General features: G+C 65.4%; 16 protein-coding genes (1 of these 16 only partly in view). 5 read left to right on the forward strand and 11 right to left on the reverse strand.

The window, feature by feature from the left end:
• The 3 genes from Q8O96_RS02580 to Q8O96_RS02590 all read left to right on the forward strand — a co-directional run.
• Positions 1–1136: the final stretch of a non-ribosomal peptide synthetase gene (locus Q8O96_RS02580; RefSeq protein WP_305948290.1), read on the forward strand. Its footprint begins 13588 nt before the window's first position; the window shows 1136 of its 14724 coding nt (coding positions 13589–14724); its start codon lies beyond the left edge, outside the window; it ends in the stop codon at positions 1134–1136.
• 148 nt (positions 1137–1284) lie between these two features.
• Positions 1285–2436 carry a macrolide transporter subunit MacA gene (macA, locus tag Q8O96_RS02585; RefSeq protein ID WP_102863595.1) on the forward strand — a complete coding sequence of 384 codons (1152 nt, stop codon included), beginning with the start codon at positions 1285–1287 and terminating at the stop codon, positions 2434–2436.
• 2 nt (positions 2437–2438) lie between these two features.
• Entirely contained in the window at positions 2439–4397 is a 1959-nt protein-coding gene (locus Q8O96_RS02590; protein ID WP_115582006.1) for a MacB family efflux pump subunit, read from the forward strand.
• Between the two features lie 71 nt (positions 4398–4468).
• Here Q8O96_RS02590 and Q8O96_RS02595 read toward each other — a convergent pair whose 3' ends face one another.
• The 6 genes from Q8O96_RS02595 to Q8O96_RS02620 form a co-directional block, all read right to left on the reverse strand.
• Positions 4469–5257: a helix-turn-helix transcriptional regulator gene (locus tag Q8O96_RS02595; protein ID WP_102882413.1), complete on the reverse strand. Its 789-nt coding sequence runs from the start codon at positions 5255–5257 to the stop codon at positions 4469–4471.
• Between the two features lie 315 nt (positions 5258–5572).
• Complete coding sequence (locus Q8O96_RS02600; protein ID WP_102863592.1) at positions 5573–7039, reverse strand: GDL motif peptide-associated radical SAM/SPASM maturase; 1467 nt, start codon at positions 7037–7039, stop codon at positions 5573–5575.
• Between the two features lie 136 nt (positions 7040–7175).
• Positions 7176–7784 (reverse strand): DUF1842 domain-containing protein, encoded by a 609-nt coding sequence (locus tag Q8O96_RS02605; RefSeq protein ID WP_305948291.1) that lies wholly within the window; start codon positions 7782–7784, stop codon positions 7176–7178.
• A 52-nt stretch (positions 7785–7836) separates the two neighbouring features.
• Complete coding sequence (locus Q8O96_RS02610; RefSeq protein WP_207167364.1) at positions 7837–8466, reverse strand: DUF1842 domain-containing protein; 630 nt, start codon at positions 8464–8466, stop codon at positions 7837–7839.
• 36 nt (positions 8467–8502) lie between these two features.
• Positions 8503–8691 (reverse strand): DUF1843 domain-containing protein, encoded by a 189-nt coding sequence (locus tag Q8O96_RS02615; protein ID WP_102863589.1) that lies wholly within the window; start codon positions 8689–8691, stop codon positions 8503–8505.
• A gap of 1285 nt (positions 8692–9976) precedes the next feature.
• A complete protein-coding gene (locus tag Q8O96_RS02620) occupies positions 9977–10597 on the reverse strand; it encodes an HAD family phosphatase (RefSeq protein ID WP_102861848.1) in 621 nt (206 codons plus the stop codon).
• Between the two features lie 164 nt (positions 10598–10761).
• On the opposite strand from Q8O96_RS02620, the gene Q8O96_RS02625 reads away from it, so the two are divergent.
• Both Q8O96_RS02625 and Q8O96_RS02630 read left to right on the forward strand, forming a co-directional pair.
• Entirely contained in the window at positions 10762–10968 is a 207-nt protein-coding gene (locus tag Q8O96_RS02625) for a DUF6021 family protein (protein WP_162884127.1), read from the forward strand.
• 92 nt (positions 10969–11060) lie between these two features.
• Positions 11061–11246 carry a hypothetical protein gene (locus Q8O96_RS02630; RefSeq protein ID WP_060838462.1) on the forward strand — a complete coding sequence of 62 codons (186 nt, stop codon included), beginning with the start codon at positions 11061–11063 and terminating at the stop codon, positions 11244–11246.
• Between the two features lie 68 nt (positions 11247–11314).
• Here the strand turns inward: Q8O96_RS02630 and Q8O96_RS02635 are convergent, their stop codons facing one another.
• From Q8O96_RS02635 to Q8O96_RS02655, 5 genes are all read right to left on the reverse strand, one after another.
• A complete protein-coding gene (locus tag Q8O96_RS02635; RefSeq protein WP_305948292.1) occupies positions 11315–11929 on the reverse strand; it encodes a hypothetical protein in 615 nt (204 codons plus the stop codon).
• Between the two features lie 50 nt (positions 11930–11979).
• Complete coding sequence (locus Q8O96_RS02640; protein ID WP_305948293.1) at positions 11980–12585, reverse strand: hypothetical protein; 606 nt, start codon at positions 12583–12585, stop codon at positions 11980–11982.
• A gap of 62 nt (positions 12586–12647) precedes the next feature.
• Entirely contained in the window at positions 12648–13124 is a 477-nt protein-coding gene (locus Q8O96_RS02645; RefSeq protein ID WP_060838465.1) for a hypothetical protein, read from the reverse strand.
• A gap of 60 nt (positions 13125–13184) precedes the next feature.
• Positions 13185–13598: a hypothetical protein gene (locus Q8O96_RS02650; RefSeq protein WP_305948294.1), complete on the reverse strand. Its 414-nt coding sequence runs from the start codon at positions 13596–13598 to the stop codon at positions 13185–13187.
• Between the two features lie 120 nt (positions 13599–13718).
• A complete protein-coding gene (locus Q8O96_RS02655) occupies positions 13719–15491 on the reverse strand; it encodes an acyl-CoA dehydrogenase C-terminal domain-containing protein (protein WP_102861843.1) in 1773 nt (590 codons plus the stop codon).
• Positions 15492–15500: the final 9 nt, after the last annotated feature.

The following is a 15500-nucleotide window of genomic DNA, read 5'->3' on the forward strand; positions in this document are numbered from 1 at the left end:
TGGACCGTGAGGTGGCTCACGGCCATGCACTGGCCCATTACCGCCTGCAGCCGATCAGTGTGCCGGTGCACCTGTTCTGCGCCGCCCAGCGGCCCAGTGCATTGTCCCGGCGCAGCCCGACCCTGGGCTGGGGCGAGGTGCTGCCGGGGCCATGCCTGCACTGCATCAGCGTGCCCGGGGATCACCTGAGCATGATGAAGGCGCCGCATATCCATGAACTGGGCCAGGCCATGAGCCAGGCCATCGAGCAGGCCGGGGTCGCTGCCAGCACCGGAGCAACGTCCCACCAGCCGTTGCTGCGGATTCAGAGCGGGCGCTGCGGGCAGACGCCGATCTTCTGTGTACCGGGGGCCGGCGACAGCGTTACCGGCTTTATCGGCCTGACCGAAGCCCTGGGGCCGGACTGGCCGATCTTCGGCCTGCAGCCCCGGGGCCTGGATGGCCAGGGCGAGCCCCACACCCGGGTGGAGGCGGCGGCGCGCTACTACCTGCAAGCCATCGAGCAGGAGTACCCCCAAGGGCCGTTGCACGTGATCGGCCACTCCTTCGGCGGCTGGGTTGCCTTCGAAATGGCCGGGGCCCTGCAGGCCGCGGGGCGCGAAGTGGCGTCCCTGACCCTGATCGACAGCGAGGCCCCGGACGGCCACGGCGTGGTGGGGCGGCCCTACACCAGCACGGCCGCGCTGTTGCGGCTGATCGAGTCCATGCAACTGGCGTGCGGCCAGAGCCTGGGCATCGATCCGCAGCTGTTTGCCGCCGAGGACGACGCCATGCAGATGCACCTGCTGCATGCCGGCATGGTCCGGGTCGGCCTGCTGTCCCAGCGTGCCGATCCTCGGGCGATGCAGGGGCCGGCGCGAACCTTCGCCAGCGCCCTGCGCACCCGCTACCAGCCGCAACGCCCTTACCGGGGACCGGTGCGCCTGGTGCTGGCGGACGATCCGCGCCTGGACGCCGCCGGCAACCTGCGTGAGCAGGAGGCGATGGTCCAGGGCTGGCGTGGGCAGGTGACGGAGCTGGGGCTGTGGCAGGGCCCGGGCAACCACTTCAGCCTGCTCAAGGCACCCCACGTCCAGCATCTGGCGGCCTGGTGGCGTGACGGGCTGGCGCTGCCCCAGGGGGAGGCTGTGTCATGAGCCTGGATGCGGCGGCGGGCCGGGTGCCCGCCGCTGGCTGACAGACTTTCATTCATCTGGAACACCGCTCACTACGGCAGCACGGTGTTCTGTAAGGGGGCTCGCCGCTGGCCGGTGGAGCCCGCCCTCAACGCACTTGTGGTCATCTATGGAAAAGTCGAAGTTTCGCAAAATCGGTATGGGGCTGTTGCTGGTGGTTGTGGCCGGATTGATTTTCTATACGGTGCGGGCGCCGGCAGAGCCGCCGCAGTACCTGACCGCCCGGGTCGAGCGGGGAGACATCGAGAACGCGGTCCTGGCCTCGGGCCTGCTGGAGGGCATCAAGCAGGTGGACGTCGGGGCCCAGGTTTCCGGGCAGTTGAAGTCGCTCAAGGTCAAGGTCGGGGACAAGGTGAAGAAGGGCCAGTGGCTGGCGGAAATCGATCCCCTGGTGTTGCAGAACACCCTGCGCCAGGCCCAGGTGGACGAGGAAAACCTGCAAGCCAAGCGCCGCGCCACCGCGGCCCAGCTCAAGGAAACCAAGGCCATCTACGAGCGTTACCGCGACCTGCAGTCGGACGCGTCGATTTCCCAGCAGGACTTCGAGACCGCCGAGTCCAACTACGAGGTGCAGCGTGCCAACCTGCTGTCCCTGGACGCGCAGATCAAGAGCGCCCATATCCAGATCGACACCGCCAAGGTCAACCTGGCCTACACCCGCATCGTCGCGCCGATTGACGGCGATGTGGTGGGGGTGGTGACCCAGGAAGGCCAGACGGTGATCGCCAACCAGCTGGCGCCGGTGCTGCTGAAACTCGCGGACCTGGACACCATGACCGTCAAGGCCCAGGTCTCGGAGGCCGACGTGATCCATATCGCTCCCGGCCAGCAGGTGTACTTCACCATCCTCGGTGAGGCCGACAGGCGCTATTACGCCAAGCTGCGGGGCACTGAGCCGGCACCGCAGAACTTCCTCGAAACCCAGACCGCCGGCACCCCCAAGCAGAACACCGCGGTGTTCTACAACGCCTTGTTCGACGTGCCCAACCCCGACCACCGACTGCGCATCTCCATGACCGCCCAGGTGCGCATCGTCCTCGACACCGCCAAGGATGTGCTGATGGTGCCGGTGGCCGCCCTGGGGCCGCGCAACGCCGATGGCCGCTTCGCGGTGCGGGTGCTGGACGCCAAGGGCCATGCCCAGTCGCGCAACGTCAGCACCGGGATCAACAACAACGTCAAGGTGCAGATCAAGGACGGCCTGGCGGAGGGCGACCAGGTGGTGATCGGTGATCCGCTGCCCGGCACGGCAGGGGCCTGACCATGACCCAGCCATTGTTGGAGCTCAAGGGCATCAGCCGCAGCTTCACCGCCGGGGAGCGGGAGTTCCTGGCCCTGAAACACATCGACCTGAGCATCCAGGCCGGGGAAATGGTGGCGATCACCGGGGCCTCGGGCTCGGGCAAGTCGACGCTGATGAACCTCCTCGGTTGCCTCGACTACGCCACGGCCGGCAGCTACAAGGTCAACGGCCAGGAAACCCGCGACCTGGACGATCAGGCCCTGGCGGAGCTGCGCCGGGACTATTTCGGTTTCATCTTCCAGCGTTATCACTTGCTGCCGCACTTGAGTGCCCTGCACAACGTCGAGATGCCGGCGATCTACGCCGGCACCCCGCAAGTCAAGCGCCATGGCCGGGCCCGGGAGCTGCTGGCGCGCCTGGGGCTGTCCGGGCACCTGGCGAACCGGCCCAATCAGTTGTCCGGCGGCCAGCAACAGCGGGTGAGCATCGCCCGGGCCCTGATGAACGGCGGCGAAGTGATCCTCGCCGACGAACCCACCGGGGCCCTGGACAGCCACAGCGGCAAGGAGGTGATGGGCATTCTCCAGGAACTGCATGCCCTGGGGCATACGGTGATCATCGTCACCCACGATCCTCAGGTGGCGGCCAACGCCGAGCGCATCATCGAAGTGCGCGACGGCGAGATCGTCAGCGACCGGGTCAATGCGCGCGGGGTGGACGAGGAGCCGGCGCAACCCCCGATGAGCACCCGGCCGGGCGGAGCACGACGCCTGGTGGCCAGCCTCGGGCTGTTCAAGGAAGCCTTCGTCATGGCCTGGGTGGCGCTGGTCTCGCACCGCATGCGCACCTTGCTGACCATGCTCGGGATCGTCATCGGCATCACCTCGGTGGTGTCCATCGTGGCCATTGGCGAGGGGGCCAAGCGCTACGTGCTCAAGGACATCCAGGCCATCGGCAGCAACACCATCGACATCTTCCCCGGAGCCAGTTTCGGCGACAGCCGGGCGGCGGCAATCCAGACCCTGATGCCCGCCGACGTGACGGCCCTGAACCAGCTGTACTACGTCGACAGCGCCACGCCGATGGTGGGCCGCAGCCTGCTGCTGCGCTACGGCAACATCGACCTCAATGCCACGGTCAACGGTGTCAGCCACCTGTACTTCAAGGTTCGCGATCTCAAGCTGGCGGCGGGCATCGCCTTCAGCGAGAACGATGCCCGGCGCCAGGCCCAGGTGGTGGTGATCGACCACAACACGCGCAACCGCCTGTTCGGTCCCGATGTGGACCCCCTGGGGCAGGTGATCCTGGTGGGCAACCTGCCGTGCACGGTGATCGGGGTCACGGCCGAGAACAAGAACATGTTCGCCGCCAGCAACCTGCTCAACGTCTGGCTGCCTTACGAGACGGCGGCGGGGCGGGTGCTGGGCCAGCGCCACCTGGACAGCATCAGCGTGAAGATCAAGGACGGCCAGCCGAGCAAAGTGGTGGAGGAGCATGTGAAGAAGCTCATGGAGCAGCGCCATGGCACCAAGGACTTCTTCACCAACAACCTCGACAGCATCATGCAGACGGTGCAGCGCACCAGCCGCTCCCTGGCCTTGCTGTTGTCGCTGATCGCGGTGATTTCCCTGGTGGTCGGCGGCATCGGGGTGATGAACATCATGCTGGTGTCGGTCACCGAACGTACCCGGGAGATCGGCATTCGCATGGCGGTGGGGGCGCGGCAGTCGGACATCCGCCAGCAGTTCCTGGTGGAGGCGGTGATGGTCTGCCTGATTGGCGGGGCCATCGGCATCGCCCTGTCGTTTGCCATCGGCTACCTGTTCACCCTGTTCATCAAGGAATGGGAAATGGTGTTTTCCATGGGCTCGATCGTCACCGCGTTCGCCTGTTCGACCCTGATCGGCATCGTCTTCGGCTTCGTTCCGGCGCGCAACGCCGCCCGGCTGGACCCGATCGAGGCCCTGGCCCGGGATTGAGCGGCCCACAGACAGAACCGCCGGCTCAGGGGCCGGCGGGGCGGGGTTACGGGGTCAAGGCCATTGGCGGATCAGGCCGGCGCGTCATCGCGGGTGCCTGGCGCCTGTGCCTGGGGCGAGTACATCCAGCGCAGCAGGGAGTGGCGACCACTGATGCCGAGCTTGATGGCGGCGCGCTTCAAGTAGCTTTCGACGGTATTGACCTTGAGCTTGAGCTGCTCGGCCAACTGCGGTGCGGTGCGCCCGGCCAGCAGCCCGACACAGACTTCCAGCTCGCGGTTGGACAGGCGCAGCCCGGACTGCTCCAGGCGCTCGGCAAAGCGCAGGCGCACGGTCGCCAGGCCCTCGATGGCGGCGCGGTCCTGCTCGGCAGAGTCGCTGCGCGGCTGCAGCGCGCTGATATGGTTTTCCACCATGGGCAGCAGCAGCGGCGAGATGTCCTCCAGCAGCAGGCGTTCCTGGGGGGAAAAGCTCTGCTCCTGGCTGCTGCGGTACACCGACAGCACGAAGTGGTACGAATCCTTGCGACCGGTCAGGTGCAGTTGCGCCGGGTCCGCGTTGCCCCGGTGCCGCAGCAGTGGCGGGCTGCCGCAGGGCTCGTCGGGCTGCTCGGGAAAGCCTGTGTGCAGCAGCGGGTCATTGCTGGCGTGCAGATCGCTGTACAGCGGGTGACGGCTCTGCATCAGGGTATTGCCGGTTCTGCCAGTGGCTTGTTCCGGGGCGGTGCGCAGTTGGGTGATGTGAGTGGCGTCCACAGCCAGTTGGGTGAGTATCAGGTCGTGCAGCATGCGCGGGAAACTGCGGCTGCCGGTGCTGGCGATGACCTTGCCAATATGTGGAAACAGTACTTGTGAGTTCATCATTTCATCCATGAATGTGAAGGTGTGGAAGGACTGCCTTATAACAACGAGTTTGGGTCGCGCTTGATTTACCTCCTGTTTGCGCTGACCGACAAAGGGTCGCCTCGTATCCTAGTACAGGGTGGCGACTGCTGTTTGATGAAGTGCGCAAAAACTTGCACCGCAGGCGCGCAGGCGCTCGGGCCTGTGGACGAACTGCCATGGCAAAGCCCTTACCGGCCTTGCCCGGAGTTTTTTGGATGGCTGTTCCCTGCTTGCCAGAGCCGCCATGACCGCCGCCGCGCCTGGGGTTGACGCGGTGGCGGCTGGCGCAGGTTACAGGCGCGGTTGCTCCTGGGGCATGCCCAGCAACTGGTGCAGGGTGTTGATCAGCGCCTGCTGGCGCAGGCGGTCTTGCTGGTGCCGGGCCTCGGCTGCGGCGACATCGGCGTGGCAGTGGGGGCAGGTGCTTTCATGGGCGTGGATGTACTCCAGGCAACTGCGGCACAGGGCCAGGCGCGGCGGGATGCGGCCTTCTTCGGGGGAGGCGTGGCCCTGGTTGGCCCAGGCCAGCTTGATCACCTGACCGCTGTCGCTGACGCTGGAGACCGCCTCGCCGGTGTCGATGCGCTCGGTGATCAGGTCGAAGCGGCCCACCGAAAAAGAGGCGGGGCCGGCGTCTTCGAGTTTGACGATGCGCTCGCGCAGGCCTTTTTTCTGCAGGTCCAGGGTCCGGTAATGGCAGTAGGGGTTGTTCCCCGGCTTGCCCAGCAGCGAATGCGAGGTCCAGGTGCAGCCGCCGCGGCACACGTCGTTGTAGTAGCAGGTGCGGCAGTAGCCCCACAGATCGTCCACCGAGCGCAGGCGGCCGAAGTGCATGCCTTCGCTGTAGTGCCAGATGTCGTGCAGGCTCATGCTGCGCACATTGCCGCCGGAGAATCCGACGGTGGCCAGGGACGGACAGCCCTTGACCGTGCCGTCGGCTTCCAGGGCCAGCACCGTCTGCCCGGCGGCGCAGCCGCTCCAGTGCACGCGGTCGTCGCCAAAACCGCGCCACATGTGTTCGTAGGGGCCGTAGTAGCCGATGTTGTTGCCCACATTCATCAGCAAGCCGCGCTCTTCGCCTTCGCGATACAAGCGGGCCAGCAGCGGCATCACTTCCAGCAGTTGATAGGGTTGCAACAGCAGCTCCGGGTGATCCACGGCGTTGCCCATGGCCACTGTCAGTTGGATCTGCCAGTGGCTGGCACCGGCGTCGATGATCAGTTCCATCAGGGCCGGCAGGTCGGGCAGGGTGGCGGCGCCGATCTGGGTGTTGACGCTGACCTTGAGCCCGGCCTGCTTGGCCCGGCGCAGGGTGTCCAGGGCCTTGTCGAACGAGCCGGGTACATTGCGCACCGCGTCGTGCAGCGGCGCCAGGCCGTCCAGGGACACGCCGACGCCATTGAGCCCGGCGTCCACCGCGGCCTGCATCTTGGCGGGGGTCAGGTTGCGTCCGCCGGTCTGGATCGCCACGTACATGCCGTGGTCGTGGATGGCCTGGATCAGCCGCGTCCAGTCCTTGCGCAAATAGGCTTCGCCGCCGATCAGGGTGACTTCCCGAGTGCCCAGGGCGGCGATGGAGTCGATCACCGACAGGCATTCCTGGGTGTTCAATTCGCCGGGGCGCCGATGCCCGGCCCGGGAGCCGCAATGCAGGCACTTGAGGTCGCAGGCGAGGGTGATTTCCCAGACCACGTGCACCGGCACATAGCGCTTGAGGTCGGTTTCGCTGAGGTAGCGGGCGGGGAGACTGTCTGACATGAAAGATCCTTGCGCACCCAGCGGTGCGCGGCACCAACCCATCGAAATAGGCGCGCCTTCCTTGTGCGGCAATGGCGCGATCGGTTTACCGCAACCCTGGGGCCGACCTGTGTCGGCCGGCCCCGGGTGCCTGGACTCAGCGACGTTCCAGGCGGCTGATTTCCGCCTGCAATTGCTGCACTGCCTGGCTCAGGTTGTCACTGTTGGCCAGTTGCTGCTCGCCCTGAGCCACCAGCGCCTTGAGCCGCGTCAGATCGCCGCTGCTCTGGGCCTGTTGCAGCGCCACGGCATACAGTGGCTGCGGATACAGGTGCCGTTGATCGTCCTTGGGCGCCAGATCGGCGTTGGCCGCTTGATCCACCGGCGCCTGGCTCACGGCGGCATGCTGAACCACATGCCAATGGCCCTGGTACTGGTAGCGATAACTGGCGAAACCGCTGGCCCAGTCGAGGCCGAGAATGCCCTGCAGATGGAAGGTTTCGGCAATCTGGCTGGTAGGGCCGCTGGGGTTGCCGGTCAGGTTGAGGATGATATGGCCTTCACTGGAGGGGTCCAGTTTGACCTGGGAGTAGTCGCCCCAGACATCCGCGAGGAAGTGCATCGGTGGCGAGGTGCTCTGAGTCACCCGGGCCACGCCGCTGACTTTCTTCTGCGGCGTGTTGACCAGCAGATCGAGGGGCAGCACCGGCCCTCCGATCACAGGGTTGGCGACGATGAGGCGGGTATGGAACAGTCCGATTGTCATGCTGCAACTCCTTATCTTGTGGAAGACATCAGGTTCGCTGGACGGTCGCCAGTCAGCGCCGCTCGTGCTTGCTGATCTCGGCCTTGGCCGCCTCCAGCGCCGTGCGGATCAACGGCAACTGCTCCAGTTGCTGGGTGGCCACCTTGTGCAGGCTCTTCATCTGCGCCAGGTCGCCGCTGGCGATGGCGCCGTGGATCGGCGCCGCGTACAGCGCCGAGATCGGCGGCAGCGGACGGTTGGGCTGGCCATGGCGGGGGGCCGAGAGGGTGCTCGACTGCACGGGTTCCTGCAGATGGGCGGGGACCTGATTGACCGTTACCCAGCTGTGTCCGTTGTAGTACTGGTAGTTGGCCACGCCTTCCTTCCAGTCATCGCTGACCACCAGATGCAGCTTGAAGTTGATGATGGAGTTGGAACCGGGTCCGCCCTGATTGCCCTGGGCGGTGATGAGGATCTTGCTGGAGCTCGGTGGCATGACCGTCAGGTAGGTGTACTGACCCCAGACATCGCTGTGCAGGTCCAGGGGCGGATTGACCGCCTGAGTGATGGACGAAGTGCCGCGCACGCTGTGCTCGGGGGTGTAGACCAGCAGATTGAGAATCAGGGTCGGGGCCCCGGGTTGCGAGGTACCGATGCGGTAGCTCAGGGGGAACAGGCCTTCTTGGGAGATAGAACCAGACATTTGCTTTGCCTCCATTCAATGACGGGGAAACAGCGATTAGTGCTGTTCCAGGCGGGCGACTTCCTTGGCCAGTTTTTCGTAGGCGGCTTTCAGATCCTTGGGCTCGTCGTGCTTCGGATCGCGCTTGGCCAGCAGGGCTTTCATCTGGGGTAGCTGGCCTTCGGCGATGGCCGACTGGATCGCCACTCCGTAGGGGACAACCGTGTGTTGCGAGGTGGGGCTCATGGTGTGTGCCTTCCTTGGGGGTTAGGGGGGGCTGCGGTACTTGGCAGCTTTTGCAGTTAAGCAGCGCGGGGGGAATTGGCGGGGTAATGGCACATTGATTTTGTGGGTTTCCGACAGGTGGATTCACGGGGGTAAGGGGGGGATTTTTGGGGTATTCCATGGGACGATATGGAGGGGTGGGGGTGATTGCGGATGGCGATAGAGGGGGTGGTTTTGTTCCTGCGGGGGCGGCCGTTGACGGTTGTGCCTTTATGACGACGGGGGGGGGAGTACATATCCGTTGCTGCGGGTGTGGCCACTTATGGTTTCGCCCTTACGGCGAGTCCCTTTTTTTCAAACGCCAAAAAAAGGAACCAAAAAACGCTTGCCCCTCCATGGGCCCCTCGCTAGGGCTCGGGGTTCCCTCTCTCCGGCATTGCTCCGGGGGCCCGCCGCCAACCGGCCATCCATGGCCGGGTGGCGGCTAGCTCGGCATCCATGCCGAGCTGCCCCCTACGCAACGCCTACGCTCGGCCGGCTGGGAAGGGGCCTGAAGATCAAGATCAAGATCAAGATCAAAAGCCAAAACCAAGGTGCGCAGGCCGGCTCCTTGTAGCCGCTGCCGAAGGCTGCGAACGAGCGCTCGCGCTCGCAAAACCAGGCGGCGCGATAGGTCAGGAATATCGGGGAGGCAGGTTTAGCGTCTCCTGCGGAGCCGGTCGCAGCCTGCGGCAGCGGCTACATGTAACGCGAACGGCGATGAAACAGGCCGGCCGGCAGGCCGCCGTCAGATTTTGATCTTGCTGTTGATTTTGATCTTGATCTTGATCTTGATCTTGATCTGAACGCCCCGTTAACCACGATGGCCGAACGCAGGCATTGAGCCGTGGGTAACCCGGCAGGGATGCCGGGTTAGCCGCCACCCGGCCATGGATGGCCGGTGGCGGCGGCCCACGGATCAATGCCGGAGTGAGGGCATGCCGAGCCTAAGCGAGGCACCGAGTGGAGGGGCAGAAGCGTTTTGCTTACTTTTGCGCTTTTCAAAAGTGAGCCGCTGTAAGAGCGGAACCGCCAGCGGCCGCCCCCGCAGGAACGGATATGTACCCACCCCCGCTGTAAGAGCGGAACCGCCAGCGGCCGCACCCGCAAGAACGGCTATGTACCCAAACCCGCTGTAAGAGCGGAACCGCCAGCGGCCGCACCCGCAAGAACGGATATGTACCCAAACCCGCTGTAAAAGCGAAACCACCAGCCGCCACTCCCGCAGCAACGGATATGTCCCCCTCCCCAAAAAAAGCCCCAGGACTCAAACCACCCCCAACTCCCCCAACTGCCGCCGCGTCTCCCCCGCGGCCACGTGATGAATCGCCCGCCACCCCAACGCTCTGGCCGCGACGATGTTCGGCGCATGATCATCAATGAACACCAACTCCTCAGGCGCCACCCCCGGCAAATGCGCACGAATGCGCCCCAAGGCCGTGTGATAGATCTCGGCATCGGGCTTGATCTGCCGCTCCTGCCCCGACACCACAATGTCGCGAAACTTCTGCAAAAACGGGTAATTCTCCCAGGCATAGGGAAAGGTTTCCTGGGACCAGTTGGTCAACCCGAACAGCGGCATCTGCGCCTGGTGCAGATCCTCCAGCAGGGCCACGCCTTCCTCCAGCGGTCCCTTGAGCATCTCCGGCCAGCGCCCGTAATAGGCTTCGATCAGCGGCGCATGCTCGGGATGCTCGGCCACCAGGCTGCGGGTCGCTTCGGCCAGGGGCCGGCCGGCGTCCTGCTGGGTGTTCCAGGCCTGGGTGCAGACGGTGTCGAGAAACCACTGGCGACGCTGGTCGTCGGGGATCAGTTGGCGGTACAGGTGGTGCGGGCTCCAGTCGAACAGCACGCCACCAAAATCGAAAACCACGGCACGAATCGTCATCAGCACTTCCTTTTCAGCGGTTGTGGATCAGGGCGTCATCCTGCGACGCTGCGCCGTGCAATGCAATTTGCCGGTGGCCATTGGTCCGCTGGCCGGCACCCAGGGAACGGATCGCGATCCAACGGCTGTCCCCGTCCTTTTGCGGGCTAGCACAGGAGCTGACCATGGCTGCCAAGACCCCCACGGGGCCGCGCTCGTCCGAGCACGCCTCGAATCACCACGACCCGGGTTTCGACCCCGATTCACCAGACCTCGCCGACCCCCAGGTCGATCCGGTGGGCCCGGCCAGGGCGCCCCTGGATCAGCCCGAACCCGAGCATCAGCGCAAGCGTTCGCGCGCCTACGACCCTCTGGCCAACCTGAGGAAATGACCGAGCGCCGACATGCGGCCGTCGCCGGATGGTTCTGCGGGTGTAAGGTAAAACGGCCAAGCCCCAGGCACGCTGACAAAAAGGAGGTGTCCATGAGTACGCCACTGTTGAACAAGTTGCAGATCAACGGTTATCAGGTATTGAGCGTCAACCACGGCCCCTGGAAGGTCTGTACGGCGGGTGATCGGCTCGCCAGCTTCGGCACCCGGGAAGAGGCCATGGCTTTCGCCGCCGCCTTGCCGGTGCGCAGGGCATCACCGGCCACCCCGCATCGATAGCAGCCGGCAGAAAAAAAGCCCCGATCGGTTCGGGGCTTTTTTCTGTCCGGGCTGCTGCAAGCGCCGGGTCAGTCGACAATGACCTGCTCGTTCGGATCATCGCTCAGGCACACGGTCAATTGCGCCCCGGCCTTGTTGAACGCGCAGCGGGGCAGGGATTGCTGCTTGATGAAACTCAGCGGCGGGAGGATGAACGCCGCCGCCAGGACCAGCGCCCACAGGGTCTGCAGAAACAGCACATCGGCGCTGGTGGCGGCGGGCCGTGAGACGAGGCGTCGGCGCCAGTAGAAGTACAGGCCGCTGATAACGAACAGGCACACGATGCCCATCATGTAGTCCAGTTCCCAGTCCTGGGGGCTGAAGGAGCGGCTGCCATCTTCATCATCCGGGTAGGTGAGCCGCCACCAGGCCCCCAGCAGCAAGGGCACCAGCCCGGCCAGCAGCCACGCCAGGCGCGCGCCGGGCATCCGGGTCAGCAGGGCCAGGACCAGGCCGATCAGGCACAGCACCCAGGCAAACAGGTACAGCTGAAAACCCATGCCCCCGCCGAACAGCGTGCCGCTGACATCCCGCGGTTGCATCATCTGCACGTCGCACAACAGCATCACCGACAGCGGGAGGGCGACGACGATCCAGCACAGGGGGCGGTACAGCCACAACCACAGGGTAAACAGGCGAGACATGGGCACACTCATCAAGGTCAAGAAAAGGAGGAATGAAGTCAGGGGGCCGTTCAGTCGACAATCACCCGGGGGCCCGGGCCCAGGCACACGCTCAACTGATTGCCGGCCCGGTCGAAGGCGCAATAGGGCAGTGGCTTGCGGGTGATGGCCAGCAGCGGTGGGAGCATGAAGGTCGCCGCCAGCACCAGGGCCCACAGGGTGCGCAGCGTGAGCAGATTGCCATTGGCGGGTGGACGCGGCTTGAGCCGCTGCTGACGCAACAGGTAGACGCCGCTGTAGACCAGGGCGAAGCCGAAGACCATCACATAGTCCAGCTCCCGGGGCTGGATGCTGAAGAGCAGGTTGCCGTCGAAATCATCCGGGTAGTTGATCCGCCACCACAGGCCCAGCAGCAACTGCGCCAGCCCGGCGACGATCCAGGCCAGACGCGCGCCGGGCACCCGGGTCAGCAGCGCCAGCACCAGGCCCAGGACGCTGAGGGCCCAGCCGCCCAGGTACATCACAAAGCCCATGGAGCCGCCGAACAAGGTGCCGCCGACCTCCCGGGGCACAATCAGGTTCAGGTTGCAATGGATCATGCTGGCCAGGGGCGCGGCCACGGCGATCCAGCACAGCGGCAGGTAGAGCCAGGAACAGAGGGTGTACAGACGGGACATGAAGGGACTCGATTGGGCAGCGGGTATCCGGCCCGGCGCCACTGGGCGCCAGGCCGGCAGGTTCAGCGTTTGTTGTGTTTCATCGCAAAGGCGATTCGGTTCTGCAGGTCGACCGATTGGCGGTACTCACTGGCCCGGCTCAGCAGTTTCGTGCGCAGGGCCAGCAGGGCAAAGGCCAGTGCCGGAACCAGATAGATCAGCAGCAGCGCGGCGTGGGCCAGGGTGTCGCCGCTGTACAGGCGGTCGATGATGCCGAACAGCTGCAGGCCCACTTCCAGGCAGCAGAGCACGCCAAAGGCCACGATGTACTGCGGTTTCAGCTTGATCAGGTTGATGATCAGCAGCAGTACGCCGCCGAGGATCAGCACCGAACTGACTTGCAACAGCAGCGGCTCATCGGCGAACACCCTTCGCGCTAGCTGGCTCAGAGGGCCGCCGATGCCGATCAGGGCCCAGATCGCCATCAGGTAGATATACCAGGGGCGTTTGCCGGGTTGACGCAGGGCGGCGGCGCCTTCGTTGGGGGTTTGACGTTCCATGTGAACTCCGGAATTTATTCAGGTCGGGCAGGGCTGGAGCGGTTGGGCAACGGGTACCCGTCAGCTGAAAAGCAGCGTAGTTCCTGCGGCGAAAAGCACCAGGGCGAGGCTGATGCCCGCCTGGGGAATACGGAACCAGTAACGGATCGCCAGCAGCCACAGGCTGGCGAGAAAGCCCAGGCCGATCAGCAGCAGGCCGCGGGCTTCCAGCAGCAGGGCCGGGTGCAGCCAGGCCAGGTAGCCATAGACCAGGCCGAACAACATCGCCCCCAGGCTATGGCTGGCATTGAAGCCGACCCAGGCCCGCCACAGGCTGGTCTGGCCGCTGATCATTGGCGACACCTGGCGCATGCGTTCGGCCAGGGCCGGATCACGGGGCTGGAATTTGTCGCTGGCGAAGGTGTAGATCAGGTGCAGGCTGCCGAGCAGCAGCACGATGGCTGAGCTGGCGACGATCAGGGCGGGGGCCAACACGTTTCTTCCTTGGGCGGTGCTCGGGTGCGCGGAGTATGCAGCGGCGCCCGAGGTTTTGCACCTGCGGGCGCGGCTTTTTTACCGGCACGGGGCAGGGCGGCGGGCGCCCTGCCCAGGCCCTCAGAAGTGCTCGGCGTCCAGGCCGAACAGCGAGTCACTGCCGGCGCGAATGCTCTGCTCCAGGCTGAGGATGCGCGGCAGCAGGCGGCTGAAGTAGAAGCGCGCGGTGGCCAGCTTGGCGCCGTAGAAACCGTCGTCCTCGGAGCGCTTGTGCTCGGCCACCTGGGCCATGCGCGCCCACAGGTAGGCATAGGCCACGTAACCGAACAGTTGCAGGTACTCGACGCAGGCGCTGCCCACCGCATTGGGGTTCTGCGCCGCCTGTTCGCGCAACCAGTCGCTGAGGTCTTCCAGGCGTTGCACCGCGTCCAGCAGCTCGGCGGCGTAGGCGGCGCCGGGCAGGTAGGCGTAGTCGCGGATCTCGCCGGTGAACAGGCGCAGGGCCACGCCGCCGTTGCCCACCACCTTGCGCCCCAACAGGTCCAGGGCCTGGATGCCGTTGGTGCCTTCGTAGATCTGGGCGATGCGCACATCGCGCACCAGTTGCTCCTGGCCCCACTCGCGGATGTAGCCGTGGCCGCCGAAGACCTGTTGGCCGAGCACGCAGCTGTCCAGCCCGGTGTCGGTGAAGAAGGCCTTGGCCACCGGGGTCAGCAGCGCCACCAGGGCTTCGGCGTTGTGCCGCTCATGGGGCTGGTCGGCGAACTTGGCCAGGTCCAGCTGCTGGCCGACGTAGCTGGCGAAGGCCCGGCCGCCTTCGGTCATGGCCTTCATGGTCAGCAGCATGCGCCGCACATCGGGGTGGACAATGATCGGGTCGGCGATCTTGTCCTTGGCCACCGGGCCGGCCGGGGAGCGGCTCTGGATGCGTTCGCGGGCGTAGGTGCGGGCGTTCTGGTAGGAGTTCTCGGCGCAGCCGATGCCCTGGATGCCGATGGACAGGCGCTCGTAGTTCATCATGGTGAACATCGCCGCCAGGCCCTTGTTGGCCTCGCCGATCAGCCAGCCGCTGGCGCCGTCGAAGTTCAGCACGCAGGTGGCCGAGGCCTTGATGCCCATCTTGTGTTCGATGGAACCGCAGCTCACCGCGTTGGCCGCGCCGAGCACGCCGTTGGCGTCGACATGGATCTTCGGCACCAGGAACAGCGAGATGCCCTTGGGCCCGGCCGGGGCGTCCGGCAGCTTGGCCAGCACCAGGTGGATGATGTTTTCGGTCAGGTCCTGCTCGCCGCCGGTGATGAAGATCTTGCTGCCGCTGATCCGGTAGCTGCCGTCGGCCTGGGGTTCGGCGCGGGTGCGGATGATCCCCAGGTCGGTGCCGGCGTGGGCCTCGGTCAGGCACATGGAACCGGCCCAGCGGCCTTCGTACATCGGTGGCAGGTACAGCTGCTTGAGGGCTTCGCTGGCGTGGGCGTCGATGGCCAGGCAGGCCCCGGAACTCAGGGCCGAGTACAGGGCGAAGCTGGAGTTGGCGGCGTAGAGCATCTCTTCGAACTGCACCGCGAGCATCTTCGGCATGCCCATGCCGCCGTAGGCCGGGTTGCCGCTCAGGCCGACCCAGCCGCCCTGGATATAGGTGCTGTAGGCCTCCTTGAAACCGGCCGGGGTGCGTACCTGCCCGGCGTGCCAGCTGGCGCCTTCCTCGTCGCCGCTGCGGTTGAGCGGGGCGATCAGATTGCCGGTGACCTTGGCCGCTTCTTCGAGAATGGCGTCGGCGGTGTCACCGTCCACGGTATCGGCCAGGGCCGGCAGACGGGCCCAGAGCTTGGGCGCGTTGAACACTTCATGCAGGACAAAGCGCATATCGCGCAGCGGAGCGTTGAATTCGGGCATTGCAGGAAC

The sequence above is a fragment of the Pseudomonas sp. LPH60 genome (assembly GCF_030718165.1).
GTDB classification, from domain to species: Bacteria; Pseudomonadota; Gammaproteobacteria; order Pseudomonadales; family Pseudomonadaceae; genus Aquipseudomonas; species Aquipseudomonas danubii.

What these genes read in the sequence shown, in the direction of transcription:
- macA (WP_102863595.1), top strand. Translation starts at nt 1,285, where the DNA reads ATGGAAAAGTCGAAGTTTCGCAAAATCGGTATGGGGCTGTTGCTGGTG.
- Q8O96_RS02590 (WP_115582006.1), top strand. Translation starts at nt 2,439, where the DNA reads ATGACCCAGCCATTGTTGGAGCTCAAGGGCATCAGCCGCAGCTTCACC.
- Q8O96_RS02595 (WP_102882413.1), bottom strand. Translation starts at nt 5,257, where the DNA reads ATGAACTCACAAGTACTGTTTCCACATATTGGCAAGGTCATCGCCAGC.
- Q8O96_RS02600 (WP_102863592.1), bottom strand. Translation starts at nt 7,039, where the DNA reads ATGTCAGACAGTCTCCCCGCCCGCTACCTCAGCGAAACCGACCTCAAG.
- Q8O96_RS02605 (WP_305948291.1), bottom strand. Translation starts at nt 7,784, where the DNA reads ATGACAATCGGACTGTTCCATACCCGCCTCATCGTCGCCAACCCTGTG.
- Q8O96_RS02610 (WP_207167364.1), bottom strand. Translation starts at nt 8,466, where the DNA reads ATGTCTGGTTCTATCTCCCAAGAAGGCCTGTTCCCCCTGAGCTACCGC.
- Q8O96_RS02615 (WP_102863589.1), bottom strand. Translation starts at nt 8,691, where the DNA reads ATGAGCCCCACCTCGCAACACACGGTTGTCCCCTACGGAGTGGCGATC.
- Q8O96_RS02620 (WP_102861848.1), bottom strand. Translation starts at nt 10,597, where the DNA reads ATGACGATTCGTGCCGTGGTTTTCGATTTTGGTGGCGTGCTGTTCGAC.
- Q8O96_RS02625 (WP_162884127.1), top strand. Translation starts at nt 10,762, where the DNA reads ATGGCTGCCAAGACCCCCACGGGGCCGCGCTCGTCCGAGCACGCCTCG.
- Q8O96_RS02630 (WP_060838462.1), top strand. Translation starts at nt 11,061, where the DNA reads ATGAGTACGCCACTGTTGAACAAGTTGCAGATCAACGGTTATCAGGTA.
- Q8O96_RS02635 (WP_305948292.1), bottom strand. Translation starts at nt 11,929, where the DNA reads ATGTCTCGCCTGTTTACCCTGTGGTTGTGGCTGTACCGCCCCCTGTGC.
- Q8O96_RS02640 (WP_305948293.1), bottom strand. Translation starts at nt 12,585, where the DNA reads ATGTCCCGTCTGTACACCCTCTGTTCCTGGCTCTACCTGCCGCTGTGC.
- Q8O96_RS02645 (WP_060838465.1), bottom strand. Translation starts at nt 13,124, where the DNA reads ATGGAACGTCAAACCCCCAACGAAGGCGCCGCCGCCCTGCGTCAACCC.
- Q8O96_RS02655 (WP_102861843.1), bottom strand. Translation starts at nt 15,491, where the DNA reads ATGCCCGAATTCAACGCTCCGCTGCGCGATATGCGCTTTGTCCTGCAT.